Below are 25,329 nucleotides of genomic sequence, written 5' to 3' on the forward strand. Positions count from 1 at the left end.
GAGTGCGGAAAAGAGCGGGCATGCGCAGATTCTCTGGCAAGGACGAGTAACGAGATGAACAAGGCAATTCTGTTTGGCACCACCGGCACGGCAATCGCGCTGGCGATGCTGGCTTTCGGCTTCATGGCGGGACGGCCAGAGACAGCGACTGCCCAGACGCTCGCACAGGCAACAAGCTCGACTGCGCCAAATGCTGCGAATCTCGACCGCGCTGAAATCGAGACCATCGTCCGGGATTATCTCTTGAAGAACCCGGAAGTCCTGCTGGAGGCTCAGCAGGCGCTGGAAGACAAGCAGCAGGAGGCGCAGCGCGTCGCCAGCCTCAACATCATCAAGGACGCCAAGGCCGACATCTTCAATTCGGCCCATGACGGCGTCGTCGGCAACCCGGACGGCAAGGTTACGATCGTCGAGTTCTATGATTACAATTGCGGCTACTGCAAGCGCGCCCAGGCCGACATGCAGGCGCTGACGGAGACCGACCCGGACCTGCGCTTCGTGCTCAAGGAATTCCCGATCCTCGGCCCGGATTCACAAAAGGCACATGTCGTCTCGCAGGCATTCCTGAAGCTTGCGCCGGAAAAATTCGAAGAGTTCCACAACCAGCTCCTCGGTGGACAGGGTCGTGCGGGCGAGGAAAGTGCGGTCAAGATCGCGCTGGCGCTCGGCATCGACGAGGCAAAGCTGCGCGAAGAGATGAAGAACCCCGCCATCATGGAGAACTTCTCCAAGACCTACGATCTCGCCAACAAGCTCGCCATCACCGGCACCCCGTCATACGTGGTCGGCAACGAGGTGGTGTTCGGCGCGCTCGGCAAGGATGTGCTGGCCGAGAAGATCAAGGCGGCCAAGACCGCATCGTCGGCCGCCAATTAGGAAACCCCGCACGGACACGCCGGCCTGTGGACAGCGAAAGAACCCACTTGCGCTCTTTTCGCGGCGGCCTAAGCCCATTATAGAGGGTGCGGCGCGCCGGTCGGCGATCGGCGCGGAATAAGGGATATTGCATATTGAATACGGTTTTCGTTCTGAACGGCCCCAATCTCAACATGCTCGGCAAGCGCGAGCCGGGCATATATGGCGGCAAGACCCTTGCCGACATCGAGGTCGATTGCCGCAAGAGCGCCGAAACACTCGGCCTTGCCATCGAGTTTCGGCAATCGAACCATGAGGGCAACCTCGTCGACTGGATCCACGAAGCCGCAGACAAGGCCGTCGGCGTGATCCTCAACGCAGGCGCCTATACGCATACCTCCATTGCCATTCACGACGCGATTCGCGCGACTGCGCCGCTGCCTCTCGTGGAAGTGCATCTCTCCAATATTCACGCGCGCGAGCCGTTCCGGCACGTCTCCATGGTCGCTCCGGTGGCGGTCGGGATGATCTGCGGTTTCGGCCCGCTTGGCTACACAATGGCGCTGCAGGCGCTCGCCGCCCGCCTCTAGGCGGCCGGACCAGAAGAAAAGGCTCGAACATGTCGATAAAGAAGCCCGGTGTTGACCAACAGATGATCCGCGATCTCGCCGGCATCCTGAACGACACCAACCTGACCGAGATCGAAGTGGAACTCGGCGACCTGAAGGTGCGCGTCTCGCGCCAGGCACCGACCGTCCATGCCGTCGCTGCCCCTGCCCCGGTATTCACGCAGACGGCACCAGGCCCGCAACCAACGGCTTCCGCTCCGGCAGTACCGGACGTTTCGAAAAACGCCGTGCCCTCGCCAATGGTCGGCACCGCCTACCTGGCACCGTCGCCTGACGCGAAATCCTTCATCGAGGTTGGGCAGGCGGTCAAGGAGGGCCAGACCTTGCTGATCATCGAAGCCATGAAGACGATGAACCAGATCCCCTCGCCGCGCGCCGGTACCGTGACGGCGATCCTTATCGAGGACGCCCAGCCGGTCGAGTTCGGCATGCCTCTGGTCGTCATCGAATAGGCCCCGGATGTTCCAGAAAATCCTCATCGCCAATCGCGGCGAAATCGCCCTTCGGGTCCTGCGCGCTGCCAAGGAACTCGGCATCCAGACGGTCGTCGTCCATTCGACGGCTGACGCCGACGCCATGCATGTGCGCCTCGCCGACGAAAGCGTCTGCATCGGGCCGCCGCCCTCGCGCGACAGCTATCTGAACATCCACCAGATCGTCGCGGCCTGCGAGATCACCGGCGCCGATGCCGTCCATCCGGGCTACGGCTTCCTGTCCGAGAACGCCAAGTTTGCCGACATACTGGCTGCGCACAACATCACCTTCATCGGCCCCTCCGGTGATCATATCCGCATCATGGGCGACAAGATCGAGGCCAAGCGCACGGCCAAGCGTCTCGGCATTCCGGTCGTTCCGGGCTCCGACGGTGCGGTCTCCGACGAAGGCGAGGCCAAGCGCATCGCCGCAGACATCGGCTATCCGGTTATCATCAAGGCATCTGCCGGCGGCGGTGGCCGCGGCATGAAGGTTGCGCGCACCGAGGACGATCTTGTCGAAGCCTTACAGACGGCGCGCAGCGAAGCAGGTGCTGCCTTCGGCGACGACGCGGTCTACATCGAAAAATATCTCGAAAAGCCCCGCCATATCGAAATCCAGGTCTTCGGCGATGGAGCCGGCAACGCCATCCATCTTGGAGAGCGCGACTGCTCCCTGCAGCGCCGCCACCAGAAAGTCTGGGAGGAAGCCTTTTCGCCCGCGTTGAACGAAGAACAACGCATGAAGATCGGCGAAGTGTGCTCCAAGGCGATTGCCGATCTCGGCTATTCAGGCGCCGGAACGATCGAGTTCCTCTATGAGAATGGCGAGTTCTATTTCATCGAGATGAACACCCGTCTCCAGGTCGAGCACCCGGTGACGGAAGCCATCACAGGCATCGATCTCGTGCATGAGCAGATCCGCGTCGCTTCAGGCGGCGGGCTTTCCGTGCGCCAGGAAGACATCCGCTTCCAGGGTCATGCCATCGAATGCCGCATCAATGCCGAGGACCCGCGCACCTTCGTGCCCTCGCCCGGCACGATCACGCATTTCCACACGCCCGGCGGCCTCGGCATTCGCGTCGATTCCGGCGTCTATTCCGGCTATCGCATCCCGCCATACTACGACAGCCTGATCGGCAAGCTGATCGTGCACGGCCGCAACCGCGTCGAATGCATGATGCGCCTGCGCCGCGCGCTCGACGAATTCGTCGTCGATGGGATCAAGACGACACTGCCGCTGTTTCGCGAACTGGTCGGCAACCCCGACATCGCAAATGGCGACTACGATATCCATTGGCTGGAAAAGCACCTCGCCGAGACGGAATAGTGCTTGATCATCCCGGTCGAGTCGTACCGGGTATTGTGCGTAGCGTCCGAAAGACCAAGTTGACGGAAACGCGTTTCGGCGCGTTTCTTTTATACTTGTGAGGTTTTATGACCCGTCCATATGCCCCCGGCTATCGCATTCCGCCTGAGCTTTTGCTGAAGGCTTATGCATCGGGCGTCTTCCCGATGGCCGAAAGCGCCTCGGACCCCGAAGTCTTCTGGGTTCGGCCGGAGACACGCGGCGTCATCCCGCTCGATGCCTTCCACGTTCCCAAGAGCTTGCGCAAGGCGATTCGCCAGAACCGCTTCGACATTCGCTTCGACAGCGACTTTGCCAGCGTCATCGACGGTTGCGCCGAAGTTCGCGACGAACGCCAGACGACATGGATCAACGCCCCGATTCGCGAGGCCTATATCAACCTGTTCGAGCGCGGCCATTGCCATTCGGTCGAAGCGTGGCGCGACGACCGCCTTGTCGGCGGGCTCTACGGCGTCAGCCTTGGCCGCGTCTTCTTCGGTGAAAGCATGTTCTCGAAGGAGACGGACGCGTCGAAAGTCTGCCTCGTGCATCTCGTGGAAAGGTTGAACGCGCGAGGCTTCGCCTTGCTCGACACCCAATTCACCACTGAGCATCTGAAGCGCTTCGGCGCGGTAGACGTGCCGCGCGGCAGATATGAAAAGATGCTGGAAAGGGCGTTGCGCGGCGAAGCCGTCTTCTACCCGTGAGCGCTACTCAACCGAGGATCAGTTTGACTTCGCGGTGTCGGGTGCAGGCACGTCCGATTTCGCCTTGCAGCTCTTCAGCCAGACGTCATAGACGGGATGCTCGACCGCGTTCAGGCCCGGGCTTTCGGCAAACATCCAGCCGGTGAAGATACGGCGGATTTTCCGGTCGAGCGTAATTTCATCCACCTCGACAAACGAATCGGTCTTGGGCTCTTCTGCCTCGGGCCGCGAATAGCAGACGCGCGGCGTCACCTGCAGCGCGCCGAACTGCACGGTCTCGTTGATGTAGACGTCGAACGACGTGATGCGGCCGGTGATCTTGTCGATGCCGGAAAACTCCGCGACCGGGTTCTTCATGCGCTCGACCTTCGGCGCGGGCTCCGGCTTCACCTCTTCGTCAGTCTCCGGCGCTTGCTGCTCTTGCTGGGGCTGGGCCGGCACATCGTCCAGCGGCATCTCATCGCCATCGAGCGGAAACTGCTCCTGCGCATAGGTCCGCACCGGGCTGGCAGCGATCATCATCGCCGAAACCACAAGGGCGCCGGTCAAGACTTTGCGCTGCAGAATTCGGCTGAAGATCGTCATATGGAAAATACCGGAAGTTGCGCCTGGGATGATTTCTCACCCACCAAGGCATATCGCCGCTTTGTCATCAACAAGCAGTTAACCAAGGAATGTGGCGAGAACATACCGAACCGGCGCACACTTATGCGCCGGGCGTCCAGGCGTCGTAGTCGCCGGTAACTTGAGGGCGGTGACCGGTGCCAAGCACGGAGCCCTTCGGGCGATATGCTGCCGATGTTCCGGTGAGATTGCTCTGGTGCGGCTGCTGCCACTCGCGGGCGGTGTAGTCCTCCTGCGACGGCGCGGTGTCGACGCGATGATGCATCCAGCCATGCCAGCCGGGCGGAATCTTGGAGGCTTCGGACGTGCCGCTATAGATCACCCAGCGGCGCGTGCGGCCTTCCGAATCGGTGCCGCCTTCGTAATAGACGTTGCCCCAATCGTCCTGGCCGACTTTGGTGCCGTAGCGCCAGGTATGGAGACGTGTGCCGAGCGTCTGCCCACTCCACCAGGTAAAAAACTGCAGGAAGAAATTCTTCATCGGATTCCTCGCGGCAAGCGCGTCGATCAATACGATGCCTTATGGCTTTCGCAGGCGCGAATGGCAAGAGTTTAGCTGCGAAGCGGGCCGCTTTGCCCGCAATTGGCAAAGGCCTGCGCGCGGCATAGCATCGCTACACTCCGCAATCTCGCGCCCGGGCCGAAGCTCATGGAATTCAAGCCTATCCTGGAAATACTCAGCCTGTGCGTGACCATCATCGGCCTGCCACTGGCGATTTTCATCTTCGTCTACGAGCAACAAAAAGAGCGCGCCAATGAAGAAGAGGAAATCTACCAGCTTCTCTCCGACGGCTACACCGACTTCCTGAAACTCACACTCGAACACCCCGACCTGAAGCTTCAATCCCGCACCGCCACACCCAATCTCACCGAAGATCAGGTCGAGCGCATGCTGGCGATGTTTGCGATTCTCATAGCGCTCTTCGAACGGGCCTATCTGGTCGCCTATGACGACGATCTGACCCCGCGAAAGCTTCGCCGCTGGGCTTCGTGGGAAGACTTCATGCGCGAATGGTGCCGGCGCGAGGATTTTCGGCTGGCGCTGCCGCAATTGCTGCCCGGAGAGGACCCGGAGTTCGCGGTCTACATCTCACGCATAGCAGAAGAAGAAGCGGCTAAAGTTTCAGCTTGAAGCCGGCATGACTCTGTTCGAAGCCGAGCCGCTTGTAGAAGCGATGTGCATCGGTGCGTTGCAGGTTGGATGTCAGGTGAACGACGCGCGCACCTATCGCCTGGCCCTGCGCTATGGCATGCCGCATCATCCTCTCACCGATGCCACGGCCACGCATATCAGCCCGCGTCTGCACCGCCTCGACCCGCAACGTCGTCGAACCGCGCCCGGACATGACCACGATCAGCGTCGTCTGGAATGTCCCGACGACCTCGCCGGCCAATTCTGCAACGTAGAGCGTGTCGTTCGCGCTGGCGTCAATGCGCTCGAACGCGGCCTCGTAGAGCGGCAGGGCCTCGGGGTCGATCGTGTCGCCATAGCCGCCGATTGCATCGGCAGCAAAGAGCGCAGCGAGCGCCGGAATGTCAACGCGGCGCGCTGGCCGGATCGACAGATTATCGATGTCAGCCATGGCCTTATCCGAGTTGTTTCTCGCAGTTGAAGATTACGAGGCCCGATGCATGGGTGGTCTTGTCTTCCTGCTTGTCGGCAATGACAAACCCGTTGGCGCGATAGAAGGCCACTGCGCGGTGATTGTCCTCGACGACTTCGAGACGCAGTGTTTTTGCCTCTGGAAAACTGTCTTCGATTTCCGCCAGCAACATTCTCCCGATGCCCAGGCGCTGCGATGCCGGACGGACGTAGAGTTGGTGGATCGTAACGATCTTCCCATCATCGCCGGCTCTGGCATAGGCCATGCCGCCGAGCATCTTGCCGTCATCGGCGACAAGGAACTCCGATCGCGGCCGCTCCAGATTGGCTTTCAGCTTCGCCAGCGAATGCCACTCGTCGGTGATTTTAGTGACCTGTTCGGCCCCGTAAATCGCATCATAGGTCGCGTGCCACGTCTCCACCAGCAGCGCGCGGACGGCTGCCAGATCGCGCTCGCTGGCGGTGCGGACGAACATATTTACTCGACGATCCCGAGCTTGGCCTTGATCAGGTCGTTGACCGCCTGAGGGTTGGCCTTGCCGCCGGTCGCCTTCATCACCTGACCGACGAACCAACCGGCCATGCTCGGCTTGGCGCGCGCCTGCTCGGCCTTGTCCGGGTTGGCGGCAATCACCTCGTCCACCGCCTTTTCAATGGCGCCGGTGTCGGTCACCTGCTTCATGCCGCGGCTTTCGACCAGTGCACGTGGGTCGCCGCCCTCGTTCCAGACGATCTCGAACAGGTCCTTGGCAATCTTGCCGGAGATGGTGCCTTCCTTGATCAGGTCGACGATGGCACCGAGCTGGTCGGGCGAAACCGGTGCATTTTCAATGTCTTTGCCCGCCTTGTTCAAAGCGCCCAGCAGATCGTTGATGACCCAGTTTGCAGCGGCCTTGCCGTCGCGGCCGGCCGCCACCTTCTCGAAATAATCGGCGATCGCCTTTTCCGAGACCAGGATCGAGGCGTCATAAACAGAGAGGCCGAGGCTGGAGACCAGCCGATCCTTCTTTTCGTCCGGCAGCTCCGGCAAGTCCTTCGCCAGTTCGTCGACATAGGCCTGGTCGAATTCCAGCGGCAAAAGGTCGGGATCGGGGAAATAGCGATAGTCATGCGCTTCTTCCTTGGAGCGCATCGAGCGGGTTTCACCTTTGTTCGGGTCGAACAGCCGCGTCTCCTGGTCGATCTTGCCGCCATCTTCCAGAATGGCGATCTGGCGGCGCGCTTCATAGTCGATGGCCTGGCCGACGAAGCGGATCGAGTTGACGTTCTTGATCTCGCAGCGCGTGCCGAACTCGCCGCCCGGCTTGCGCACGGAGACGTTGACGTCGGCGCGCATCGAGCCCTCGTCCATGTTGCCGTCGCAGGTGCCGAGATAGCGCACGATGGTGCGCAGCTTGGTGACATAGGCCTTCGCTTCGTCAGCCGAGCGCATGTCGGGCTTGGAGACGATCTCCATCAGGGCAACGCCGGAACGGTTGAGATCGACATAGGACATGGTTGGATGCTGGTCATGGATCGACTTGCCCGCGTCCTGTTCCAGATGCAGGCGCTCGATGCCGATTTCGACGTCCTCGAACTCGCCCTTGCGATCGGGACCGACCGAAATCGTGATCTTGCCCTCGCCGACGATCGGCTGCTTGAACTGCGAAATCTGGTAGCCCTGCGGCAGGTCCGGATAAAAGTAGTTCTTACGGTCGAAGACGGACTTGTGATTGATCTGCGCCTTCAGCCCGAGCCCGGTGCGGATCGCCTGCTTGACGCATTCCTCGTTGATGACCGGCAGCATGCCGGGCATGGCCGCATCGACCAGGCTGACATTGGCGTTCGGCTCCGCGCCGAACGAGGTCGAGGCACCGGAGAACAGCTTCGCATTGGAGGTCACTTGCGCATGCACTTCCAGGCCGATGATGATTTCCCAGTCGCCGGTGGCGCCGGGGATCAGGCGTTTCGGGTCGGGCGTGCGCGTGTCGATGAGGGTCATGGCGTTCCGGCTGGGCTATTTGTTGCAAAATAGGAATTTTGTTGAGCAACTGAATTCAACTGTTCGCTAGATCAATCGTTGCTCTGTTGCAACCATTCCCGTTCAAAGTGTGACGTTTGGCCGGCCCCGGCTGGCGCGAAAACCACGGTCATATTATATCCATCCCGTCCCGATGGAGTTTGGATATGTCTAAGTCAGCTCAGTCCCGCTAAAGCCCTGACCTTCCGAGGAAGGCAGGGCATGAAAACCTGAAACCCCGTGCCGCAGGCCCCTGCGGCGGCGGACATTTCTATTTGGCCTTTTGGTCAGGTTTTCCGGGAATTCTCCAAAAATGGACATATCGCGCAATGAACAGCGCATTCTGCACCTGCTTGCGCAGGGCGGACGCATTGAAATCGTAAAAGACGACAGCAAGCGTATCGAAGAAATCTCTTGCCTCACCCGCGACGGGTGGGCCTATCCGGATTTCGATCTCGGTATTTTCCGCAAGCTGAAACGGAAGAAGGCGATCGCCTCTTCCAATGGCGGCCCCTATCGCATCACGCGCCACGGGCTGAAGCTGGTTCGCCCCGAACTGGACAACAGGTAGGACTGCTCTGGAACCCGCCGGCATATTCGTGTGCCGGCGGTTATCCCGAGATACTACGCCGTCGCTATATAGGCGCGTATTTCTTCTGCCTCGCGCTCGACATCTTCAATACGCCGCTTGACCACGTCGCCGATGGACACGATGCCATCAAGACGGCCGTTCTTTTCGACCGGCAGGTGGCGGAAGCGGCCGCGCGTCATGATTTCCATGACTTCGTTGACCGTATGATGCTCGTTGCAGATATTGACCTTGGGCGTCATCACCGCCCGCACGGTCTGCTCCAGCGCTCCCACCCCCTCCTTGGCGAGAACCCGGACGATATCGCGCTCCGAGAGAATGCCGACGATCCTCTGATCGCCATTCGTGACGACCAGCGCGCCGATGCGGTGGTCGGCCAGTATTCTTACCGCTTCAGCCAGTTTCTCGTTCGGCCCGAGCGTGAAAACGTCATGGCCCTTCGCTTCGAGAATTGCCTTAACCGTCATGGCGTCCTCCTTTGCCAGTACAAAACCGGAACCGGCCCATACTCCTCCACGTCGCGGCTCCAATGCCGTCATGGTGCGCTTGGATGGCCTGCATTTCAAGTGTGAAGCCGGTTTCGCGGACGCTCAGGGTTCGCAGCTAAAGCGGCATGCTTCGTTGAGGATGATCAAAAAACTGGATTCCGAAAAAGCCGACCAGAAAGCCGCCGACATGGGCCTCCCAGGCGATGCGGTTGGCCATGTCCGGTCCAAATCCGTAAATGCCGGTGACGAGATTGACGACCATCCAGACGACAAGGAACGTCATCACGGTGCGAGAGCGGAAAACCAGCGATACCGGCAGGAGCGCGCCGGCGAAGGCGGGCTTGCCCGCGGAGCGGTCTACGCGGAAGCCGAACCGGGCGGCAGCCCCCATCATGCCGGCGATCGCGCCGGAAGCGCCGACCAGAGGCGCATTGTCCATTGAATGCAGGCTGTAGTGCAGCGCGACCGCAGCGATGCTCGAAACCACCCAGAAAACAACGAAGCGAAGCGCGCCGAGCCGGTTCGCTAGCGGCGAGCCGAATGCCGCAAGCCACACCATGTTGATCAGCAGATGCGCGACGCTTCCATGCAGGAAGGAATAGGTAACCGGGCTGGTAAAGGCATAGAAGTCCAGATCGAACTCGCCCGAATAGCGGATTGGAATGAAGGCACCGCGCAGGATCAGTTCGAAATCCTGATCGGCCGTCAGCACATAAAGCCGAAGCAGATGGATGCCGACGCAGAGCGCGATAGCGCCAATGACGATGGCGGGAAGATTGAAAACCGGCTCGCGGCGCTCAGGTGCCGGTTCCGGCTCGGGGCTGCGTTCTTCCGGCAATGCGTCATTCATGCTGGGTTCCAACTGCTGGGTCATGGAGACGCCTTTAGCGAAGAGCGGCGCGAATCACAAAAGAAAAGCCGCCCAAAGTTCCCCTTGGACGGCTGGTCGAGCCCCACGCTCTCCCAAAATCTTTGACTGAAGTGCTGCCGATCGCCTCGCGGCGACCACTTCTGGAGTGGTTTCAAGGTGCCACAGGCCCGATTGGCACGCAACGTAAACCAATTGTTAACCTTAACGCCCCCGATCGGTTAACAAGCCGACACCCGGACTGGCACGCAACCTGCTCCGCCCCGCATGTAAGCCATCGAACAACGCCTTTCTGTTCGCCGATGGAACACAATAGAACAGATCGCGCGGAGCGGAGCAGCATGAAACAGAACGGATCGATCGACCTGTTCCATTATTGGAACCGATTGCGAGACGGGCGTCCGGCACCGAAGCGGACCGAAATAGAACCCAGCGATATAAAGTCCCTCCTCGCTGATACCTTCATCCTCGAGAAGGATACGCGAGGCGAAGCGGTGTTCCGGCTCGCCGGCACGCGCCTCTGCGCCACCTATGGGCGCGAGCTGAAAGGCTTTTCATTCCCGTCGCTTTGGCGCGAGAAGGACCAGCGCCTGATTGCGCGGCTGGCCTATGGCGTGTTCAAGGCAAAGTCCGTTGTGCTCGTAACCTTTGAAGGCCGGTCGAAAGGCGAACGCACCAACCCGTTCGAACTGCTGCTGCTGCCGCTTGATGGCGGCCTCGAACACCAGCGCTCGCTGGGCATCGTCACGCCTGCCGAAAAGCCGTATTGGCTCGGCACCGATCCGATCGTCGACTCGCTCATAGATTCGGTTCGGGTCATCGATCCCGACCGCGAGCCGATGTTCCTGAACAACCGCCCGGCGGTCACCGTCCCGTCCCTGGCGCCGAGCGACCGTACTTTCTCGGACCAGTCACTCGCCATGAACGGCGCAAGACGCATCCGTCACCTTGTCGTATTCAAGGGCGGACGCGACGAATAGCTTAATTTCCGGCCATTCCGAGGCCGATAACTTACATGTTGTTAACCTGTGTGGCTGTATTTTTGACCGAAATCGCGCGTGTCTGCGCGAAATTTGAACGGGACAGAGGCAGTCATGAGGTCAGCGGCGATCGACTACGCGCCGTCGGTTGCGGAAAAGCGCAACTTTCAGCGCGTCCGCGTGAAGATCTATGGCCGTTTCATGCTTGAGGATCGCACGGAGCATCCGTGCCAGGTCGTCGACATGTCGCCCGGCAATGTTGCGCTGCGTTGCGACACGCTCGGCCGCCCCGGCGAGAAGATCATCGCCTATCTCGATCATATCGGCCGCATAGAAGGCGTTCTGACGCGCACGATGCGCGACGGCTTCGCCATGACCATCATCGCTTCCGAGCGCAAGAAGGACAAGCTTGCGGCACAGCTCACCTGGCTCGCCAACAAGCACGAGCTCGATCTGCCGGAGGACCGCCGCCACGAGCGTGTCGCCCCACGCAATCCGATGAGCTCGCTGCAGCTTCTCGACGGCCGCCAGTATCAGTGCCGCATCATCGACCTGTCGCTTTCGGGCGCGGCGATCGAGATCGACGTGAAACCGGCGCTCGGCGTCCAGGTCATACTCGGCACCATGCGCGGCCAGATCGTCCGCCATTTCGAGGACGGCGTCGCCATCGAGTTCGCTGTCATACAGCGGCCCGAAACGCTGGACGCCGAATTCAACAGCGCCGGCCAGCCCTGATCTAAGCGGCCTCAAATTCGACCCCACCAAAAGACCGGCCATTGGCCGGTCTTTTTCGTTGTCGGTGCGATTGCCACCGCCACCATTGCGGATTCGGTAAAATTTTAATCGAATTTGATTTTCATTTTATACTTATTCTATTTGAATTTGATTTCAATTTACGAGCGTTTTTACTCAAGATGTACTTCGGAGTTTTGCGTCAAATAAATCCGCATCTGTCAATGTGCCCTCAAACGGGGATAGGCCACAATGACAAAAACAAAATGGGTTTCGGTTCTTTTCGCAGCAGTGGTTGGACTGGTCGGGTTTTCGATCGACGCGAAGGCGGCAGAGCCGTTCATGCATGTCGGAGGCCGCACGACGCAGCCGGTCGGACATTATGAGTTCTGCCAGCGCCTGCCGGTCGAATGCAATCAGAAGACATCCAAGCAAGCGCCGGTCGAACTGACGCGCAAGCTCTGGGCGGCGATCGTCGACATCAACAATGCGGTCAACGTTTCGGTCAAGCCGATGACCGACATGGAAATCTACGGGCAGGAAGAATACTGGGCCTATCCGGACAATGGTGCCGGCGATTGCGAGGACTACGCCCTGGAGAAGCGCCGCCGCCTGATGGCGCTCGGCGTGCCGGCCGGCAACCTGCTGATAACGGTTGCGCGTCAGCCCAATGGCGACGGCCATGCGGTGCTGACCGTGCGCACCAGCATGGGCGAGTTCATCCTCGACAATCTCGAATCCCGCGTGCTTGCGTGGACCGACACCGAATACACCTATCTGAAGCGCCAGTCCGACCGCAATTCCGGCGTCTGGGTGCAGATCAATGACGGCCGCGCCGATGCGGTGGCCAGCGTTCGCTAGAGCATGATCCCGAAAAGTTGCAGACTTTTCGGACAAGATTATGCTTCAAAATCAATATCCTAGAGTTAGCGAGAAAACCCGGTCGAGTCCCCACCCTCCCCGTCCCCAACGACCGGGTTCAAGGAGCCGGCCCAGTCCCCGGGCCGGCTCCGCCTTTTTCGGGTGGAGCATTTTTCGCGAAAGCTTTAGATTTTCGTCAAGCCTGCTTTGAAGCGTTTGCCATTGGCTACATAGTGCGCGGCAGACGCGCGCAGCCGCTCGACCGCCGCTTCATCCAGCGTCCTGATAGCCTTGGCGGGCGAGCCGACGATCAGCGAATTGTCGGGAAACTCCTTGCCTTCCGTCACCAGTGCGCCGGCGCCGACAAGGCTGTTCTTGCCTATGCGCGCGCCGTTGAGAACGATGGCGCCCATTCCGATCAGGCTGTTGTCGCCGATCGTGCAGCCATGCAGCATCGCCCGGTGGCCGATCGTGCAGCCATTCCCGATGGTCAGCGGAAAACCCACGTCGGTATGCATCACCGTATGTTCCTGGATATTAGTGTCCGCGCCGATGACGATAGGGTCATTGTCGCCGCGGATCACCGTGCCGAACCAGACGCCGGCATTTCGCCCGATCCGCACCCGTCCGATGATCGTCGCGTCGGGCGCGATCCAGTTGCTGTCCTGATCCTCGAATTCGGGCTGCGTTCCGTCCAGTACATAAAGCGGCATTCATTGTACTCCGTTGCCGGCGCACACTAAAAGCATGACCAACGACTGCGCAAGGCCGGGAATCTTTACCAGCCGTTTACCATGAAATTGCAAGAGTGAGTGCTGTGGATAGGGCTATGCGGCTTCGTTCGTCAACCGCATCTGAAGGACACTCGCAATGAGACAAAGTACGGCATCGCCGGCGGAGGACACGATCACGGCGATCGATTCCTCGCTGATGCTGAAGGTCTTTTATGCCTTTGCGGTCCTTGCCCTGCTGTCGGCAGCGCTCAGCTTCGGTGGAAAATGGTTTGGCCGCTCGATTGCGATGGCTGGCCACACCGACGACGCCACGCTTCATGAAATCGTCATCGGCAACAATGTCATCTCGGTGCCGGCAAATGCCATCCGCTTCGAACGCGCCCGGCGCGACGGCATTGCCTCGCGGCTCGACCTCTATCTGCGCTGGCCGGACATGGAGGGCTATTCGGAGGCGGCCCGCGACGATTTCAACAATGCGGACGGCACGAAGCGCATCCTGTTCCTCACATTCGAGGAACGCATGATGTCGCGCGACATGAGCGGCCGTTTCGCGCCGATCTACCGCTCGCTCATCGCACAGCCCGGGCAACCGGGTCCTCACGGCATTACGCTCTACGATTTCACTGAAAAGTCCGGCTATCTGAACGAGATTCTCGCAGTGGCCGCACGAGCCGGCCAGGAGCCGTTCGTTGCTCGTTGCCTGACCGGACCGAGTGCAGAAGAATCACTGGCGCCTTGCGAGCGCGATATCCAGCTGGGCGACAATCTCAGCCTCACATACCGCTTTCCGCGGGAATTGCTGGCTGACTGGCCTCGGCTGGAGGCAAGCGTGACCGCCAAGGCGGCCCGCATTCTCAAAACCGACCGTTGAATCCGGCCGATCTTGCTTGGTTGAAATTCAGGTCAGGCCAGCCTTCGCAGGCCGCCCTCGCCTGAATATCAGCGCATCCTAGTTCAGGTCGATGTCGAGAATCGCCATCGAGAAATTGTAGTCGCCATCGTCTTCGTCCTTGAAGACGATGCCGAGGAACTCGTCGCCGACATAGACTTCGGCAGAGTCGTCCTTGCGCGGACGGGCCTTCACCTGCAACTGCGGATTCTGGAACGTGCGCTTGAAAAAGGCGTCGAGTTTTCTGATTTCTTCCGGCTTCAAAACTTTTCTCCCGGTGGCGGGTGGATAGATGGAACGCGCTTCTGGCACGTCAAGGATGGCGGTGTAAAGGCAACGCCGACATAATGCCCAAGAGAGCTGCGCCTAACAACGCCAAGCGCGGCGACAGCCACGCTGGCCGCCTCGCCAGACAGGGTAGAGTTCGCGAACGCCCTCTTAGATATCGAAGCTGACGACGTGATCCATGACCTGCGATGGCAGGAACTGGTCCATCTGGCGCGACGGCTGGTCGCATCCCGTCTCGCCAACGACTCGGGCCGGTACGCCGGCAACCGTCTTGTTGTGCGGCACCGGGGAAAGCACGACCGACCCGGCCGCGATCTTGGAGCAATGGCCGACCTCGATATTGCCGAGGATCTTTGCGCCCGCACCGATCAGCACGCCGTAACGGATTTTCGGATGACGGTCGCCGCCGGCCTTGCCGGTGCCGCCTAGCGTCACACCATGCAGGATCGAAACGTCGTCCTCGATGAGCGCCGTCTCGCCGACGACGAGGCCGGTAGCGTGATCGATGAAGATGCCCTTGCCTATGCGCGAAGCCGGATGAATGTCGGTCTGGAACACCGAGGAAGACCGGCTCTGCAAATAGAGCGCGAAATCCTTGCGGCCCCGGTTCCAAAGCCAATGCGCCAGACGGTGGGTCTGGATCGCGTGAAAGCCCTTGAAATAGAGGATCGGCATCAGGAAGCGGTCGCAGGCTGGATCGCGGTCGTAATAGGCTTGGATGTCGACGCGCACCGTAGAGGCCCAATCGGTATTTTCGCGCAGCATTGCCTTGAAGGTCTGGCGGATCAGATCGGCGCCGACGTCCTGATGATCGAGACGCTCGGCGAGACGATGAATGACCGCATCCTCCAGACTGTCCTGATTGAGGATCGTAGAATAGAGGAAGGCCGAAAGCAGCGGATCGCGCGATACGGCGTCCATGGCCTCGTCGCGGACCGAACTCCATATCGGATCGATCGGTTGAAGCGTGTTCGCACGCGCTGCGCTGGTGATCGTCATCTGCGGTCTCCGTTGCCGCTTCGTCTGTACTGCGGCACGTATAGTCCAAACATTAGCATGTTTGAACTCAATTTTCCTTATCACATCGTCAAATGGATTGGCTTGGCCCCGTTTCAAGCCGCAATGGAAAACAATCCCTTCATACCGCACACCGAAGCAACATATCCCGTCGAGCCGTTGTACGGCCTGCGGCCATTCGACTATTCGCGGGGATTTGTAATGCGGCCCAGCCGTATCGTGCAAGGCAGTTACTCGGCGCTTTAGCAATCGATCCAGCGAAATCCTTGCTTTTACAGGTCTTTTTTGAGATAATAACAACAGTGCGTACGAACGCTCGGCTGAGGAGTTCGACAAGGAATAGCGCACGAAATCCTCACGGGTGTTTGAGCTACGCTCAAAAGTAGCCTTAAGAGGAGTCTCGTTATGGCAACACTTAACAGAATGAGTTCCTGGCAGTTTCTTGAGCACCGGCGATGGGAGGATATCCTGTCGATGCTGCTCGGCGCTGTGATACTGGGAACGGCAATGTTCGGCAACACCATGGGCAACACGACAATGGTCGCAGCCACCGCTTTGGTCGGCGCGGCAATAGTGGTGCTGGGAGGTCTCGAGCAGATGTACCTGCGCCGCTGGGAGGAATTCCTGGCGTTCTTCTGTGGTATCTGGGTAATGGCCTCGCCATTCACCTTCAACTACGGAGCACCTTTGCGCACATGGCACATCGTGCTTGGCGCCGCCGTGGCCGCACTCGCGATCCTGGAACTCTGGCAGGACCGCAACCGCAGGCTTGACCCCTGAACAACAGGTCGGGGAGCTTGAAGATTGCGCCGCCGGGTCATTCCGGCGGCGCAATCATGTGAGGTCACTGAGTTCGCGACCCGTTCGACCGATAGGCAATCAGAGCGGATTGTCTTTCAGGAATTCAAGCACGCGCGCCTTGAAGGTGCGGTCGCCGACGGCGAGCATATGGTCCCTGCCCTCGATGTCGAATGCCTCCGCATTAGGCATCATCGCCGCAAGCTTTTGCGCCGAACCGCCGATATCGTCCCTGGTGCCGACGGCAACGAGCGTCGGCTGCATGATGCGACCGAGCTCCGCCTCGCTCAGCAGCGTGCGCGAGGTCTCGATACAGGCCGCAAGCGCTTCGCGGTCGCTTTTGGTCTGATCGGCGAAGGTACGGAACGTCTTGGCGCGCTGATGGGTGATCTGGTCTGGATCGGGTGCCAGCAGCGCTTCCGCGATCGGGTCCCAATCGCCAACGCCATCGACCATACCATAGCCGAGCCCGCCGAAAACCAGCGTCGCCACCTTGTCGGGTTCCGCCAGCGCCAGGAACGCCGAAACGCGCGCGCCCATCGAATAGCCCATGACATGAGCCCGTTCGATGCCGAGATGGTCGAGCAGTGCCGCCGCATCGCCGGCCATCTTTTCCGGCGTATAGTCAGCAGTATCGTAGCTTTTCGTGGAAAGGCCGTGGCCGCGATGGTCGAAGGCGATCGCGCGATATCCGGCTTCCGTCAGTGTCTTCACCCAGCCGGGCGAAACCCAGTTGACGATGTGGCTAGAGGCAAAGCCATGGATCAGCAGGATCGGATCGCCCGCACCCTGCTGTGGCTCGCGGTCGAGAAAAGCGAGTTCGAAGCCCTCATGGTCGAAAAACTGCGTCACGGCCTGTCTGCTCCCGAAGAAACGTCCTACCCGGGATTGGCCGAGCCGGAAACCTTGCTGATGGCAGGATGGCGAACCGCGTCGCCATCCACGATGCCAGCCTTTTCAGCCGTTCCGGCCTTCAATTCAAGCACGAAACGCACGGGCTCATTCGGCGCGATGAGAGCCTCCGAGAATGGTTCGCCACGGCGGATCGCCTTGATCTTCCCGTCCGGGCCAATGAAGACCAGATCGAGCGGCATCGGCGTGTTCTTCATCCAGAAGCCAACTTCGCGGGTCTGGTCGAAAACGAAAAGCATGCCGTGATCGTCGGGCATCTCTTCGCGGAACATCAATCCAGCCGAACGCTCCTTGTCATCGTCGGCGATTTCGATCCTGAAGGGCTGATCACCCTTGGCGGTCGCCACGACCAGCGGTGCCGGCTCGACCGGCAGGATCATCGCCCTGCCGTCGGCTATCGACGACCCTTGCAAGGCGAAATAGGTGAAAATACTGATTATGGCGGCGAAAATCGCACCGGTGGCAAACCAAGTCTTTCGAGCCATCATGATCCCTGTTCGCGCCTGGACCGGGACCACACCTTAATGCGAAACCGGCAAAGTCCCGATATCAGGGTGAATTTCGGCAGCCATAAGGCCCTTGTCGCCGCGACCGAAGCGAACCAGCACGACCTGGCCCGGACGAAGCTCCGTCAGGCCGTAACGGCGCAAGGTTTCCATATGGACAAAAATGTCCTCCGTGCCCTCGCCGCGCGTCAGGAAGCCAAAGCCCTTGGTGCGGTTGAACCACTTCACCAATGCGCGTTCCAGCCCGCTTTCGGCGGTCACCGCGACATGGGTTCGCTGTTCCTGCATCTCGGCCGGGTGAATGGCCGTCGAATTGTCCATCGAAAGCACGCGGAAGGCCTGCAGCCCGCGTTCGCCCTGCCTGACGAGACAGACAACGCGCGCGCCCTCCAGCGCAGTCTGGAAACCGTCGCGGCGCAGGCACGTAACGTGAAGGAGAATATCGGAAGCGCCGTCATCGGGCAGGATGAAGCCGTAACCCTTGGCCACATCGAACCACTTGATGGCACCGGAGATCTCAGTCAGATCAGCTGCCTCGCCGATCTCGTCACGGTTCAAGGCATCATCCCCGATCAAGTCCCGCCTCATGAAAGAGGCTCTGTCCCCCATTCGACCGCACCTTTTCCTGACTAAAGACACAACTGATTCTTACAACCAGAATAACACTGCGTGTTCCGGTCTATGCAATACCCGCTTTGCCTTTTTTCACCATTTCAGCCGTTCCAATACTGCCAATCATCTTTCCGCGCACCTTGTATGGCCTCGAAGGTTGCCGAAAAGGGGTGGCGCGCCCTATGTTCCCGCGCCCAACCCGAGGAAAGAACACATGCGCTATCTCCACACAATGGTCCGCGTCGCCGACGTGGATGCCTCGCTCGATTTCTATTGCAACAAGCTCGGCCTTGTCGAAGTCCGCCGCCACGAAAACAAGGACGCGCGCTTCACGCTGATCTTCCTGGCCGCCCCGGAGGACGAGCATGACGGTATCACCGCCAAGGCACCGCTGATCGAACTCACCTACAACTGGGATCCGGAAGACTACAAGGGCGGCCGCAATTTCGGCCATCTCGCCTACGAGGTCGACGACATCTACGTCACCTGCCAGCGCCTCATGGACAAGGGCGTGACCATCAACCGCCCGCCACGCGACGGCAACATGGCCTTCATCAAGTCGCCGGACGGCATCTCGATCGAACTTCTTCAGAAAGGCCCCGCCAAGGAAAAAGCCGAGCCCTGGGTCTCTATGAGCAACACCGGTACCTGGTAGCGCGATCCCACGCACATCCGGTTAGCGCGGCTGCGGCAGACCCGATATTTGCGCTCGCCGACTGTCGTGCTAACACCGCTGGCAAAACACTTGCCCCGGGGAAACGTTCGTCATGAAAGATGTGCTGAAGGAACTTGAGCGCCGCCGCGAAATGGCCCGCGCCGGCGGCGGCCCCGCGCGCATTGCCGCCCAGCACAAGAAGGGCAAGCTCACCGCCCGCGAACGCATAGAGATATTCCTCGACGAAGGCTCGTTCGAGGAATTCGACATGTATGTCGAGCATCGTTCGACCGATTTCGGCATGGAAGGCACCAAGATCGCCGGTGACGGCGTCGTAACCGGCTGGGGAACGGTCAATGGCCGGCCGGTCTATCTCTTCGCCAAGGATTTCACGGTTTTCGGCGGCTCGCTGTCCGAGGCGCATGCCGAAAAGGTGCACAAGGTGCAGGACATGGCCCTGCGCAACCGCGCTCCGATCATCGGCCTCTACGATGCCGGCGGCGCGCGCATCCAGGAAGGCGTCGCCGCACTCGGCGGCTACGCAGAAATCTTCCAGCGCAACGTGCTGGCCTCGGGCGTGATCCCTCAGATCTCCGTCATCATGGGCCCATGTGCGGGCGGCGACGTCTATTCGCCGGCCATGACCGACTTCATCTTCATGGTGCGCGACACGTCCTACATGTTCGTGACCGGCCCGGATGTGGTGAAGACCGTCACCAACGAGACGGTAACGGCCGAAAGCCTCGGCGGCGCGTCGATCCACACGACGAAATCCTCGATCGCCGACGGCGCTTACGACAACGACGTCGAGACGCTGCTGCAGATGCGCCGCCTGGTCGATTTCCTGCCGGCCTCCAACACAGCCGAACTGCCGGAAATCGAGTGCTTCCAGTCCGTCACAGATCATGACTTGTCGCTCGACCGGCTGATCCCGGACAACGCCAACAAGCCGTACGACATCAAGGAACTGATCCTGAAGACTGCCGACGAAGGCGATTTCTTCGAGATCCAGCCGAGCTTTGCCAAGAACATCGTCACCGGCTTCGGCCGCATCGAAGGCCGCACGGTCGGCTTCGTCGCCAATCAGCCGATGGTGCTGGCCGGCGTGCTGGATTCGGATGCCAGCCGCAAGGCAGCGCGCTTCGTCCGCTTCTGCGACTGCTTCAACATCCCGATCGTCACCTTCGTCGATGTGCCCGGCTTCCTGCCCGGCACCGCGCAGGAATATGGCGGCCTGATCAAGCACGGCGCAAAGCTGCTGTTTGCCTATGCGGAAGCGACCGTGCCCAAAATCACTGTCATCACGCGAAAAGCCTATGGCGGCGCCTATGACGTCATGGCGTCGAAGCACCTTCGCGGCGACATGAACTACGCCTGGCCGACAGCGCAGATCGCCGTCATGGGCGCCAAGGGCGCGGTCGAGATCATCTATCGCAAGGATATCGGTGACGCCGAGAAAATCGCAGCCCACACAAAGGCTTACGAGGATCGCTTCCTGTCGCCTTTCGTCGCCGCCGAGCGCGGTTATATCGATGAGGTGATCATGCCGCATTCGACGCGCCGGCGTGTTGCGCGTGCGCTGCGCATGCTGCGCAACAAGGATTTGCAGAATCCCTGGAAGAAGCACGACAACATCCCGCTGTGAGCCCGCCTCACAGTAAACTATCGTGGTTTTGACCCGTCGTTACGCGCTGAGCTGCACGACGTCGTTGTACTCGTCGAGATCGACGTAGAACAATCTCGTGATCTCGGCGATCAGGTCTTCATTGCGATAGCCGCGAGACCGCAGGATGTTGACCGCCGTGAGGATATCCACACGTTCGGTCAGGCGCGGCTTCAGACTATCTTCGATAACGTGCTGCATCCGGCTTTCCCCTTGCCCGTTTCGCCCAAACACAAGGAACAGCAACAAACTTGAATGTAGACAGTGAGCGCGCTTGCTTGCGCCAGCCTTGCGGCCTCGCTTTGCACTCACTCGAACAACTGATGGACTCTGACGATGATTGGCCGACTCACTCAGGCCGATGAAAAGATTAACACAGCAAAATCAGTGTGCAGCAACCAACTTGTCGAGCTTTTATGACGGGTTCGGCGTTGACGTCCCACCAATCTGCCTGCGTAATATCATTCGCGAGGAGGCGGGCCGGCATGCGGAAAGGCGGGAATCTCGACGAAGCGCGGGCCTTCTACGCCAGCTTGATGTTTGCCGCGAGCAATTCCAGTGACCCCAGGCTGGAGCGGGTGTTCGAATTGGTGCCGCGCGAGGCCTTCATGCCGCCCGGACCGTGGAAGATCATGGTGAACCACCGCCGCTATGTCGAAACACCCAGCGCCGACCCCATCTACCTCTATCAGAATGCACTCGTCGCACTCGATGCGGACAAGGGCATCAACAATGGCGAACCCTATCTCCACGCAGCCTGGCTCGGCGCGGTCGCACCCCAGCCCGGCGAAACCGTTTGCCACATAGGCACCGGCACCGGCTACTACACCGCCATGATGTCGGTGCTGGTTCTGCCGGGTGGAAAGGTCGAAGGTCTCGAGCTCGAACCAGACCTTGCGCGCCAGGCACGCCAAAATCTGAAGCCCTTCGAAAATGCATCCGTCACCGTGGGAGACGCCACGGTCCTGCCGATCCCGCAATGTGACCTGATCTACGTCAACGCCGGCGTCGCCTGCCCGCCACCGTCATGGCTGCAGGCACTGCGTGCCGACGGGCGCATGATCTTTCCATGGCGGCCGGCAGACGAGGTCGGCGTTGCGCTTTTGGTCCGGCGCACGGCTACGGGCTTCTCGGTAAAACCGTTGATGCCGTCCTGGTTCATTCCTTGCGTCGGCGCTTCGAGCACGGAAGGCTGCACAAAGGTGCCAAGCAAGCGGGAAGCAGCCCGAACGCGCTCGCTATGGCTGACCGCCGACAAGGCACCTGACGAAACGGTCACGGCCATCTATCGAGATGTGTGGTTTTCGTCAGCCAAACCACCGGTCAAGCCGACGGATGCAAGGGCCATGTAATTTTCGCATGGGTCAATTGCGATTACATTTCACGCAATTAAATTTCAGATAATCTCACATATCAGGATCAGGATTTTACAAATCCCGTTCCTTGGAAAAACATTCGCGTTCCATTCGTGCTATCGTTCTGACAGTCTGGGGGTTCTTCGCAATTGATCGGCAGTGAGCCGATAAACTTCAGGATCAAACACCATGAAATGGTTGAACACGCTGCTCGTCGCCGGTGCCTTGCAGCTTCTGGCGCTCGCTCCCGGCCATGCCGGCTCCAACCTTGAACAGGTCAAGAGCGCCGGCGTCTTCAAGATCGGCACCGAAGGCACCTATGCGCCCTTCACCTACCACGACACCGCGGGCAAGCTCGTCGGCTTCGATGTCGAGATCGGCGAGGAGCTCGCCAAGCGTCTCGGCGTGAAGGCTGAATTCCTCGAAGGCCGCTGGGACGGCCTGATCGCCGGCCTCGACGCAAACCGCTATGACGCGGTGATCAATCAGGTCGGCATCACCGACGCGCGCAAGCAGAAATACGATTTCTCCGAGCCCTACATCGCGTCCAAGGCCGCACTCATCGTGCGCGGCGACAATGCCGACATCAAGACGTTTGCCGATCTGAAGGGCAAGAAGTCGGCGCAGTCGCTGACCAGCAATTTCGGCAAGCTCGCCGAGACATCGGGCGCCGAACTCGTCGGCACCGACGGTTTCGACCAGTCGATCCAGCTCGTGCTCAACGGCCGCGCCGACGCCACGATCAACGACAGCCTGTCCTTCCTCGACTTCAAGAAGCACAAGCCCGACGCCAACGTGAAAATCGCCGCCACCGAAGACAAGGCCGACTATTCGGGCGTCATCATCCGCAAGGGTGAGCCCGAACTGCTCGAGGCTATCAATGCGGCGCTGAAGGAAATCCAGTCGGACGGCACCTACCAGAAAATCTCCGACAAATATTTCGGACAGGACGTTTCGAAGTAGTCGCATCGGATGCAATGAGGCGGATCGGCCGGCAGGCCGGTCCGCCTTTCATTTTGCGCATGATCTTTTGCGAAAAACCTGCAACCTTTCCCGGCAGCTAGACCATGACCCCAAAAAGTGGGACCCGGTTTTTGGAAAAGGTCATGGTCGAAAACTAGGCCCAGACCGGAGGAAACACCTTGCCCCACTGGCTTCAATTAATGCTGGATTCGCTCGGGCCGCTTCTATGGGCGGCCGTGGTGTTTTCAGCCCCGCTCACGCTTTTATCCTTTGCGCTCGGCCTCACGCTCGGGCTGATCGTGGCCATCATCCGGCTCTTCGGCCCCGCGCCGCTTGTCGCGATCGTGCGCTTCTATGTCTGGATCATCCGCGGCACACCGCTTCTGGTGCAGCTTTTCCTGATCTTCTACGGCTTGCCCAGCGTCGGTATCGTGCTCGATGCCTTCCCCGCAGCCTTGATCGGCTTCACGCTGAATGTCGGGGCCTACACGTCCGAGATCATCCGTGCCGTCATCGGCTCCGTGCCGAAGGGCCAGTGGGAAGCGGCCTATTCGATCGGCATGACCTGGTCGCAGGCCATGCGCCGCACCATCCTGCCGCAGGCCGCTCGCGTCGCCGTACCGCCGCTGTCGAACACCTTCATTTCGCTGGTCAAGGACACGTCGCTTGCCGCAGCCATCACCGTGCCCGAACTGTTCCAGGCAGCCCAGCGCATCGTCGCCACCACATATGAGCCGCTGATCCTCTATGTCGAGGCAGCACTCATCTACCTGGCGCTGAGCTCCATCCTGTCACAACTTCAGTCCCGGCTCGAACAGCGCCTCGGGCGCTATGGCGGCTTTATCGAGGCACGGTCATGATCGGTCTGGAAAACATCGAAAAGCAGTTCGGCGACCTGATGGTCCTCAAGGGCGTCTCAGTCGCCATTAGGGAAGGCACCGTGACAGCGCTCGTCGGCCCGTCGGGCGGCGGCAAGAGCACGCTGCTGCGCTGCATCAACCTTCTGGAAATCCCGACTTCGGGCGCGGTGCGCATCGGTAACGACCGGCTGGAGTTCCACCCCGGCCAGAAGGTCACTACTGCCGCGATCCAGCGCCTGCGCCGCCAGACCGGCATGGTGTTCCAGAATTTCCAGCTTTTCCCCCACCGCACCGCAATCGAAAACGTCATGGAGGCTCTGACCACCGTCCTCAAATGGCCGGAGGCCAAGGCGCGAGAGCGCGCAGCGGCACTTCTGGAAAAGGTCGGCATGGCCCACAAGGCCGATGCCTGGCCGGCCACGCTTTCGGGCGGTCAGCAGCAGCGCGTCGCGATTGCCCGCGCGCTCGCGCCCTCGCCCAAGGTTCTGCTCTGCGATGAGCCTACATCGGCGCTCGACCCGGAACTCGCTCAGGAGGTAGTCGACGTTCTGAGTGACCTCGCCAGGGAAGGCACGACCATGGTCATGGCCACGCATGACCTTCGTCTTGCTTCATCCATCGCCAACGAAGTCGTGTTTCTGGATGCCGGCTTGGTAGTCGAAACCGGCCCAGCGCGGGAGGTCTTCGACAATCCGCAGCGCGAGCGCACCAAGCGCTTCATCACCACGCTGACTCAGGAGGTGGCGAAGGGCCGTCACGGCTAGGATTTAAGAGACCTTTCAGAATTCGCTTCGGTGACGCAAAAAGGCCCCTAGTGCCGCTTGGCCTGCACGATGTAGCCATCGATCGTCGTCTCGCCGAGCCATTTCACCGCTTCAAGCCGGTGCAGCCCTTCGACGAGGATGTAGCGCTTGCCGTCGAAACGCACCTGTATCGGCGTCTGCTGACCGTTTTCGACGATGCTCTCGGCAATCACCCGCACCGTATCCGGATGCAGCGTCTTGCGGCGCTCCGTCGGCACATAGATCTGGCTGATCGGGATTTTCTGTGGTCTGAGCATTTTCTGCCTGTTGGGGCAAAGCGCCCTGCCCGACATGAATAGAGGCTTTGCGCGCAATGTCCATGTGGGCGGGCAGCAAGTCCCAGATAGCTGGCTCGACCGGGCGCGATCGTGACGCCGCGCTCCGGTCGAGCGCCTTCCCCTCGAAGGCAACGAATTTGGGATGGAAATCCCGAAACTGGTATGCGAGCCCCCCGCGACTCGCACGCAAGAAACGATGCAATCGCCGTGCCAATTGACGCCCGATTCAGACGGGACGCG

Annotated in this window: 33 protein-coding genes; 18 read left to right on the forward strand and 15 right to left on the reverse strand. The window is 60.1% G+C overall.

Annotated elements, in window-relative coordinates; all coding sequences use genetic code 11:
• Positions 1–54 precede the first annotated feature (54 nt).
• From WBQ96_RS15520 to aat, 5 genes are all read left to right on the forward strand, one after another.
• Complete coding sequence (locus WBQ96_RS15520) at positions 55–876, forward strand: DsbA family protein (protein WP_336551441.1); 822 nt, start codon at positions 55–57, stop codon at positions 874–876.
• A gap of 134 nt (positions 877–1,010) precedes the next feature.
• Complete coding sequence (gene aroQ / locus WBQ96_RS15525) at positions 1,011–1,445, forward strand: type II 3-dehydroquinate dehydratase (protein WP_336551443.1); 435 nt, start codon at positions 1,011–1,013, stop codon at positions 1,443–1,445.
• 29 nt (positions 1,446–1,474) lie between these two features.
• Positions 1,475–1,936: an acetyl-CoA carboxylase biotin carboxyl carrier protein gene (accB, locus tag WBQ96_RS15530; RefSeq protein ID WP_336551445.1), complete on the forward strand. Its 462-nt coding sequence runs from the start codon at positions 1,475–1,477 to the stop codon at positions 1,934–1,936.
• 7 nt (positions 1,937–1,943) lie between these two features.
• A complete protein-coding gene (gene accC, locus WBQ96_RS15535; protein ID WP_336551447.1) occupies positions 1,944–3,287 on the forward strand; it encodes an acetyl-CoA carboxylase biotin carboxylase subunit in 1,344 nt (447 codons plus the stop codon).
• Between the two features lie 107 nt (positions 3,288–3,394).
• Positions 3,395–4,012 carry a leucyl/phenylalanyl-tRNA--protein transferase gene (aat, locus tag WBQ96_RS15540; protein WP_336551449.1) on the forward strand — a complete coding sequence of 206 codons (618 nt, stop codon included), beginning with the start codon at positions 3,395–3,397 and terminating at the stop codon, positions 4,010–4,012.
• 18 nt (positions 4,013–4,030) lie between these two features.
• Here aat and WBQ96_RS15545 read toward each other — a convergent pair whose 3' ends face one another.
• Positions 4,031–4,468: a DUF2155 domain-containing protein gene (locus WBQ96_RS15545; protein ID WP_442920841.1), complete on the reverse strand. Its 438-nt coding sequence runs from the start codon at positions 4,466–4,468 to the stop codon at positions 4,031–4,033.
• A gap of 250 nt (positions 4,469–4,718) precedes the next feature.
• Complete coding sequence (locus WBQ96_RS15550; protein WP_336551453.1) at positions 4,719–5,117, reverse strand: NADH:ubiquinone oxidoreductase subunit NDUFA12; 399 nt, start codon at positions 5,115–5,117, stop codon at positions 4,719–4,721.
• 168 nt (positions 5,118–5,285) lie between these two features.
• On the opposite strand from WBQ96_RS15550, the gene WBQ96_RS15555 reads away from it, so the two are divergent.
• Positions 5,286–5,768, forward strand: a complete 483-nt coding sequence (locus WBQ96_RS15555) for a hypothetical protein (RefSeq protein ID WP_336551455.1) — start codon at positions 5,286–5,288, stop codon at positions 5,766–5,768.
• Here the strand turns inward: WBQ96_RS15555 and WBQ96_RS15560 are convergent.
• Genes WBQ96_RS15560 through gatB form a run of 3 tightly spaced genes read right to left on the reverse strand, consistent with a single transcriptional unit; the run spans position 5,752 to position 8,220 of the window.
• Positions 5,752–6,219 (reverse strand): GNAT family N-acetyltransferase, encoded by a 468-nt coding sequence (locus WBQ96_RS15560; RefSeq protein ID WP_336551457.1) that lies wholly within the window; start codon positions 6,217–6,219, stop codon positions 5,752–5,754. The two genes, WBQ96_RS15555 and WBQ96_RS15560, sit on opposite strands and share 17 nt — an antisense overlap.
• A gap of 4 nt (positions 6,220–6,223) precedes the next feature.
• A complete protein-coding gene (locus WBQ96_RS15565) occupies positions 6,224–6,715 on the reverse strand; it encodes a GNAT family N-acetyltransferase (protein ID WP_336551459.1) in 492 nt (163 codons plus the stop codon).
• Between the two features lie 2 nt (positions 6,716–6,717).
• Positions 6,718–8,220: an Asp-tRNA(Asn)/Glu-tRNA(Gln) amidotransferase subunit GatB gene (gene gatB, locus WBQ96_RS15570; protein ID WP_336551461.1), complete on the reverse strand. Its 1,503-nt coding sequence runs from the start codon at positions 8,218–8,220 to the stop codon at positions 6,718–6,720.
• A gap of 331 nt (positions 8,221–8,551) precedes the next feature.
• On the opposite strand from gatB, the gene WBQ96_RS15575 reads away from it, so the two are divergent.
• Positions 8,552–8,809: a YjhX family toxin gene (locus WBQ96_RS15575; RefSeq protein ID WP_165113578.1), complete on the forward strand. Its 258-nt coding sequence runs from the start codon at positions 8,552–8,554 to the stop codon at positions 8,807–8,809.
• A gap of 53 nt (positions 8,810–8,862) precedes the next feature.
• Here WBQ96_RS15575 and WBQ96_RS15580 read toward each other — a convergent pair whose 3' ends face one another.
• Together WBQ96_RS15580 and WBQ96_RS15585 are read right to left on the reverse strand one after the other, a co-directional pair.
• Positions 8,863–9,294 carry a CBS domain-containing protein gene (locus WBQ96_RS15580; protein ID WP_165113576.1) on the reverse strand — a complete coding sequence of 144 codons (432 nt, stop codon included), beginning with the start codon at positions 9,292–9,294 and terminating at the stop codon, positions 8,863–8,865.
• A 136-nt stretch (positions 9,295–9,430) separates the two neighbouring features.
• The gene (locus WBQ96_RS15585) at positions 9,431–10,165 is read right to left on the reverse strand and encodes a rhomboid family intramembrane serine protease (protein WP_336551465.1); all 735 of its coding nucleotides are present in this window, start codon (positions 10,163–10,165) and stop codon (positions 9,431–9,433) included.
• 359 nt (positions 10,166–10,524) lie between these two features.
• Between WBQ96_RS15585 and WBQ96_RS15590 the strand changes: the two genes are divergently transcribed.
• From WBQ96_RS15590 to WBQ96_RS15600, 3 genes are all read left to right on the forward strand, one after another.
• On the forward strand, positions 10,525–11,163 hold the full coding sequence (locus WBQ96_RS15590; RefSeq protein ID WP_091913527.1) for a PAS domain-containing protein: 639 nt from the start codon (positions 10,525–10,527) through the stop codon (positions 11,161–11,163).
• A 114-nt stretch (positions 11,164–11,277) separates the two neighbouring features.
• Complete coding sequence (locus WBQ96_RS15595) at positions 11,278–11,898, forward strand: PilZ domain-containing protein (protein WP_091913526.1); 621 nt, start codon at positions 11,278–11,280, stop codon at positions 11,896–11,898.
• Between the two features lie 339 nt (positions 11,899–12,237).
• Positions 12,238–12,756 carry a transglutaminase-like cysteine peptidase gene (locus tag WBQ96_RS15600; protein WP_336551586.1) on the forward strand — a complete coding sequence of 173 codons (519 nt, stop codon included), beginning with the start codon at positions 12,238–12,240 and terminating at the stop codon, positions 12,754–12,756.
• Between the two features lie 185 nt (positions 12,757–12,941).
• Here the strand turns inward: WBQ96_RS15600 and WBQ96_RS15605 are convergent, their stop codons facing one another.
• Entirely contained in the window at positions 12,942–13,469 is a 528-nt protein-coding gene (locus WBQ96_RS15605) for a gamma carbonic anhydrase family protein (protein ID WP_165113566.1), read from the reverse strand.
• Between the two features lie 157 nt (positions 13,470–13,626).
• Between WBQ96_RS15605 and WBQ96_RS15610 the strand changes: the two genes are divergently transcribed.
• A complete protein-coding gene (locus WBQ96_RS15610; RefSeq protein ID WP_336551469.1) occupies positions 13,627–14,361 on the forward strand; it encodes a hypothetical protein in 735 nt (244 codons plus the stop codon).
• Between the two features lie 78 nt (positions 14,362–14,439).
• On the opposite strand, the gene WBQ96_RS15615 is transcribed toward WBQ96_RS15610, so the two are convergent.
• Positions 14,440–14,643, reverse strand: a complete 204-nt coding sequence (locus WBQ96_RS15615; RefSeq protein WP_091913521.1) for a DUF3126 family protein — start codon at positions 14,641–14,643, stop codon at positions 14,440–14,442.
• 174 nt (positions 14,644–14,817) lie between these two features.
• The gene (gene cysE / locus WBQ96_RS15620) at positions 14,818–15,666 is read right to left on the reverse strand and encodes a serine O-acetyltransferase (RefSeq protein WP_165113562.1); all 849 of its coding nucleotides are present in this window, start codon (positions 15,664–15,666) and stop codon (positions 14,818–14,820) included.
• Positions 15,667–16,089: 423 nt separating this feature from the next.
• Between cysE and WBQ96_RS15625 the strand changes: the two genes are divergently transcribed.
• The gene (locus WBQ96_RS15625) at positions 16,090–16,464 is read left to right on the forward strand and encodes an SPW repeat domain-containing protein (RefSeq protein WP_165113560.1); all 375 of its coding nucleotides are present in this window, start codon (positions 16,090–16,092) and stop codon (positions 16,462–16,464) included.
• Between the two features lie 99 nt (positions 16,465–16,563).
• Here the strand turns inward: WBQ96_RS15625 and WBQ96_RS15630 are convergent, their stop codons facing one another.
• From WBQ96_RS15630 to WBQ96_RS15640, 3 genes are read right to left on the reverse strand one after another with little or no spacing between them, the layout of a single operon-like run.
• Positions 16,564–17,334 carry an alpha/beta fold hydrolase gene (locus WBQ96_RS15630; RefSeq protein WP_165113558.1) on the reverse strand — a complete coding sequence of 257 codons (771 nt, stop codon included), beginning with the start codon at positions 17,332–17,334 and terminating at the stop codon, positions 16,564–16,566.
• 26 nt (positions 17,335–17,360) lie between these two features.
• Positions 17,361–17,879 carry a DUF192 domain-containing protein gene (locus WBQ96_RS15635; protein ID WP_165113556.1) on the reverse strand — a complete coding sequence of 173 codons (519 nt, stop codon included), beginning with the start codon at positions 17,877–17,879 and terminating at the stop codon, positions 17,361–17,363.
• Positions 17,880–17,915: 36 nt separating this feature from the next.
• Positions 17,916–18,509 (reverse strand): cold-shock protein, encoded by a 594-nt coding sequence (locus WBQ96_RS15640; protein WP_119817716.1) that lies wholly within the window; start codon positions 18,507–18,509, stop codon positions 17,916–17,918.
• Between the two features lie 217 nt (positions 18,510–18,726).
• Between WBQ96_RS15640 and WBQ96_RS15645 the strand changes: the two genes are divergently transcribed.
• Together WBQ96_RS15645 and WBQ96_RS15650 are read left to right on the forward strand one after the other, a co-directional pair.
• Positions 18,727–19,167 (forward strand): VOC family protein, encoded by a 441-nt coding sequence (locus WBQ96_RS15645; RefSeq protein WP_165113554.1) that lies wholly within the window; start codon positions 18,727–18,729, stop codon positions 19,165–19,167.
• Positions 19,168–19,279: 112 nt separating this feature from the next.
• Positions 19,280–20,812 (forward strand): acyl-CoA carboxylase subunit beta, encoded by a 1,533-nt coding sequence (locus WBQ96_RS15650; protein ID WP_091913511.1) that lies wholly within the window; start codon positions 19,280–19,282, stop codon positions 20,810–20,812.
• Between the two features lie 39 nt (positions 20,813–20,851).
• Here the strand turns inward: WBQ96_RS15650 and WBQ96_RS15655 are convergent, their stop codons facing one another.
• Entirely contained in the window at positions 20,852–21,031 is a 180-nt protein-coding gene (locus WBQ96_RS15655; protein WP_091913509.1) for a hypothetical protein, read from the reverse strand.
• A gap of 284 nt (positions 21,032–21,315) precedes the next feature.
• Between WBQ96_RS15655 and WBQ96_RS15660 the strand changes: the two genes are divergently transcribed.
• The 4 genes from WBQ96_RS15660 to WBQ96_RS15675 all read left to right on the forward strand — a co-directional run bounded on the left by WBQ96_RS15660 (position 21,316) and on the right by WBQ96_RS15675 (position 24,772).
• Positions 21,316–22,182 (forward strand): protein-L-isoaspartate O-methyltransferase family protein, encoded by an 867-nt coding sequence (locus WBQ96_RS15660; RefSeq protein ID WP_336551479.1) that lies wholly within the window; start codon positions 21,316–21,318, stop codon positions 22,180–22,182.
• 192 nt (positions 22,183–22,374) lie between these two features.
• Positions 22,375–23,148, forward strand: coding sequence for an amino acid ABC transporter substrate-binding protein (locus WBQ96_RS15665; protein ID WP_336551481.1), 774 nt, complete (start codon positions 22,375–22,377; stop codon positions 23,146–23,148).
• 179 nt (positions 23,149–23,327) lie between these two features.
• On the forward strand, positions 23,328–24,008 hold the full coding sequence (locus tag WBQ96_RS15670) for an amino acid ABC transporter permease (protein WP_336551482.1): 681 nt from the start codon (positions 23,328–23,330) through the stop codon (positions 24,006–24,008).
• Positions 24,005–24,772, forward strand: coding sequence for an amino acid ABC transporter ATP-binding protein (locus WBQ96_RS15675; protein ID WP_165113546.1), 768 nt, complete (start codon positions 24,005–24,007; stop codon positions 24,770–24,772). Before WBQ96_RS15670 ends, WBQ96_RS15675 begins: the two co-directional genes overlap by 4 nt.
• Positions 24,773–24,819: 47 nt before the next feature.
• On the opposite strand, the gene WBQ96_RS15680 is transcribed toward WBQ96_RS15675, so the two are convergent.
• Positions 24,820–25,068, reverse strand: coding sequence for a ParB N-terminal domain-containing protein (locus WBQ96_RS15680; RefSeq protein ID WP_165113544.1), 249 nt, complete (start codon positions 25,066–25,068; stop codon positions 24,820–24,822).
• Positions 25,069–25,329: the final 261 nt, after the last annotated feature.

The organism is Mesorhizobium sp. CCNWLY176 (assembly GCF_037153935.1).
GTDB lineage: Bacteria > Pseudomonadota > Alphaproteobacteria > Rhizobiales > Rhizobiaceae > Mesorhizobium_M > Mesorhizobium_M zhangyense.

Coding starts and splice junctions, on each gene's coding strand:
- WBQ96_RS15520 (WP_336551441.1), top strand. CDS start 55: ATGAACAAGGCAATTCTGTTTGGCACCACCGGCACGGCAATCGCGCTG.
- accB (WP_336551445.1), top strand. CDS start 1,475: ATGTCGATAAAGAAGCCCGGTGTTGACCAACAGATGATCCGCGATCTC.
- accC (WP_336551447.1), top strand. CDS start 1,944: ATGTTCCAGAAAATCCTCATCGCCAATCGCGGCGAAATCGCCCTTCGG.
- aat (WP_336551449.1), top strand. CDS start 3,395: ATGACCCGTCCATATGCCCCCGGCTATCGCATTCCGCCTGAGCTTTTG.
- WBQ96_RS15545 (WP_442920841.1), bottom strand. CDS start 4,468: ATGCCGCTGGACGATGTGCCGGCCCAGCCCCAGCAAGAGCAGCAAGCG.
- WBQ96_RS15550 (WP_336551453.1), bottom strand. CDS start 5,117: ATGAAGAATTTCTTCCTGCAGTTTTTTACCTGGTGGAGTGGGCAGACG.
- WBQ96_RS15555 (WP_336551455.1), top strand. CDS start 5,286: ATGGAATTCAAGCCTATCCTGGAAATACTCAGCCTGTGCGTGACCATC.
- WBQ96_RS15560 (WP_336551457.1), bottom strand. CDS start 6,219: ATGGCTGACATCGATAATCTGTCGATCCGGCCAGCGCGCCGCGTTGAC.
- WBQ96_RS15565 (WP_336551459.1), bottom strand. CDS start 6,715: ATGTTCGTCCGCACCGCCAGCGAGCGCGATCTGGCAGCCGTCCGCGCG.
- gatB (WP_336551461.1), bottom strand. CDS start 8,220: ATGACCCTCATCGACACGCGCACGCCCGACCCGAAACGCCTGATCCCC.
- WBQ96_RS15575 (WP_165113578.1), top strand. CDS start 8,552: ATGGACATATCGCGCAATGAACAGCGCATTCTGCACCTGCTTGCGCAG.
- WBQ96_RS15580 (WP_165113576.1), bottom strand. CDS start 9,294: ATGACGGTTAAGGCAATTCTCGAAGCGAAGGGCCATGACGTTTTCACG.
- WBQ96_RS15585 (WP_336551465.1), bottom strand. CDS start 10,165: ATGAATGACGCATTGCCGGAAGAACGCAGCCCCGAGCCGGAACCGGCA.
- WBQ96_RS15590 (WP_091913527.1), top strand. CDS start 10,525: ATGAAACAGAACGGATCGATCGACCTGTTCCATTATTGGAACCGATTG.
- WBQ96_RS15595 (WP_091913526.1), top strand. CDS start 11,278: ATGAGGTCAGCGGCGATCGACTACGCGCCGTCGGTTGCGGAAAAGCGC.
- WBQ96_RS15600 (WP_336551586.1), top strand. CDS start 12,238: ATGCATGTCGGAGGCCGCACGACGCAGCCGGTCGGACATTATGAGTTC.
- WBQ96_RS15605 (WP_165113566.1), bottom strand. CDS start 13,469: ATGCCGCTTTATGTACTGGACGGAACGCAGCCCGAATTCGAGGATCAG.
- WBQ96_RS15610 (WP_336551469.1), top strand. CDS start 13,627: ATGAGACAAAGTACGGCATCGCCGGCGGAGGACACGATCACGGCGATC.
- cysE (WP_165113562.1), bottom strand. CDS start 15,666: ATGACGATCACCAGCGCAGCGCGTGCGAACACGCTTCAACCGATCGAT.
- WBQ96_RS15625 (WP_165113560.1), top strand. CDS start 16,090: ATGGCAACACTTAACAGAATGAGTTCCTGGCAGTTTCTTGAGCACCGG.
- WBQ96_RS15635 (WP_165113556.1), bottom strand. CDS start 17,879: ATGGCTCGAAAGACTTGGTTTGCCACCGGTGCGATTTTCGCCGCCATA.
- WBQ96_RS15640 (WP_119817716.1), bottom strand. CDS start 18,509: ATGGGGGACAGAGCCTCTTTCATGAGGCGGGACTTGATCGGGGATGAT.
- WBQ96_RS15645 (WP_165113554.1), top strand. CDS start 18,727: ATGCGCTATCTCCACACAATGGTCCGCGTCGCCGACGTGGATGCCTCG.
- WBQ96_RS15650 (WP_091913511.1), top strand. CDS start 19,280: ATGAAAGATGTGCTGAAGGAACTTGAGCGCCGCCGCGAAATGGCCCGC.
- WBQ96_RS15655 (WP_091913509.1), bottom strand. CDS start 21,031: ATGCAGCACGTTATCGAAGATAGTCTGAAGCCGCGCCTGACCGAACGT.
- WBQ96_RS15660 (WP_336551479.1), top strand. CDS start 21,316: ATGCGGAAAGGCGGGAATCTCGACGAAGCGCGGGCCTTCTACGCCAGC.
- WBQ96_RS15665 (WP_336551481.1), top strand. CDS start 22,375: ATGAAATGGTTGAACACGCTGCTCGTCGCCGGTGCCTTGCAGCTTCTG.
- WBQ96_RS15675 (WP_165113546.1), top strand. CDS start 24,005: ATGATCGGTCTGGAAAACATCGAAAAGCAGTTCGGCGACCTGATGGTC.
- WBQ96_RS15680 (WP_165113544.1), bottom strand. CDS start 25,068: ATGCTCAGACCACAGAAAATCCCGATCAGCCAGATCTATGTGCCGACG.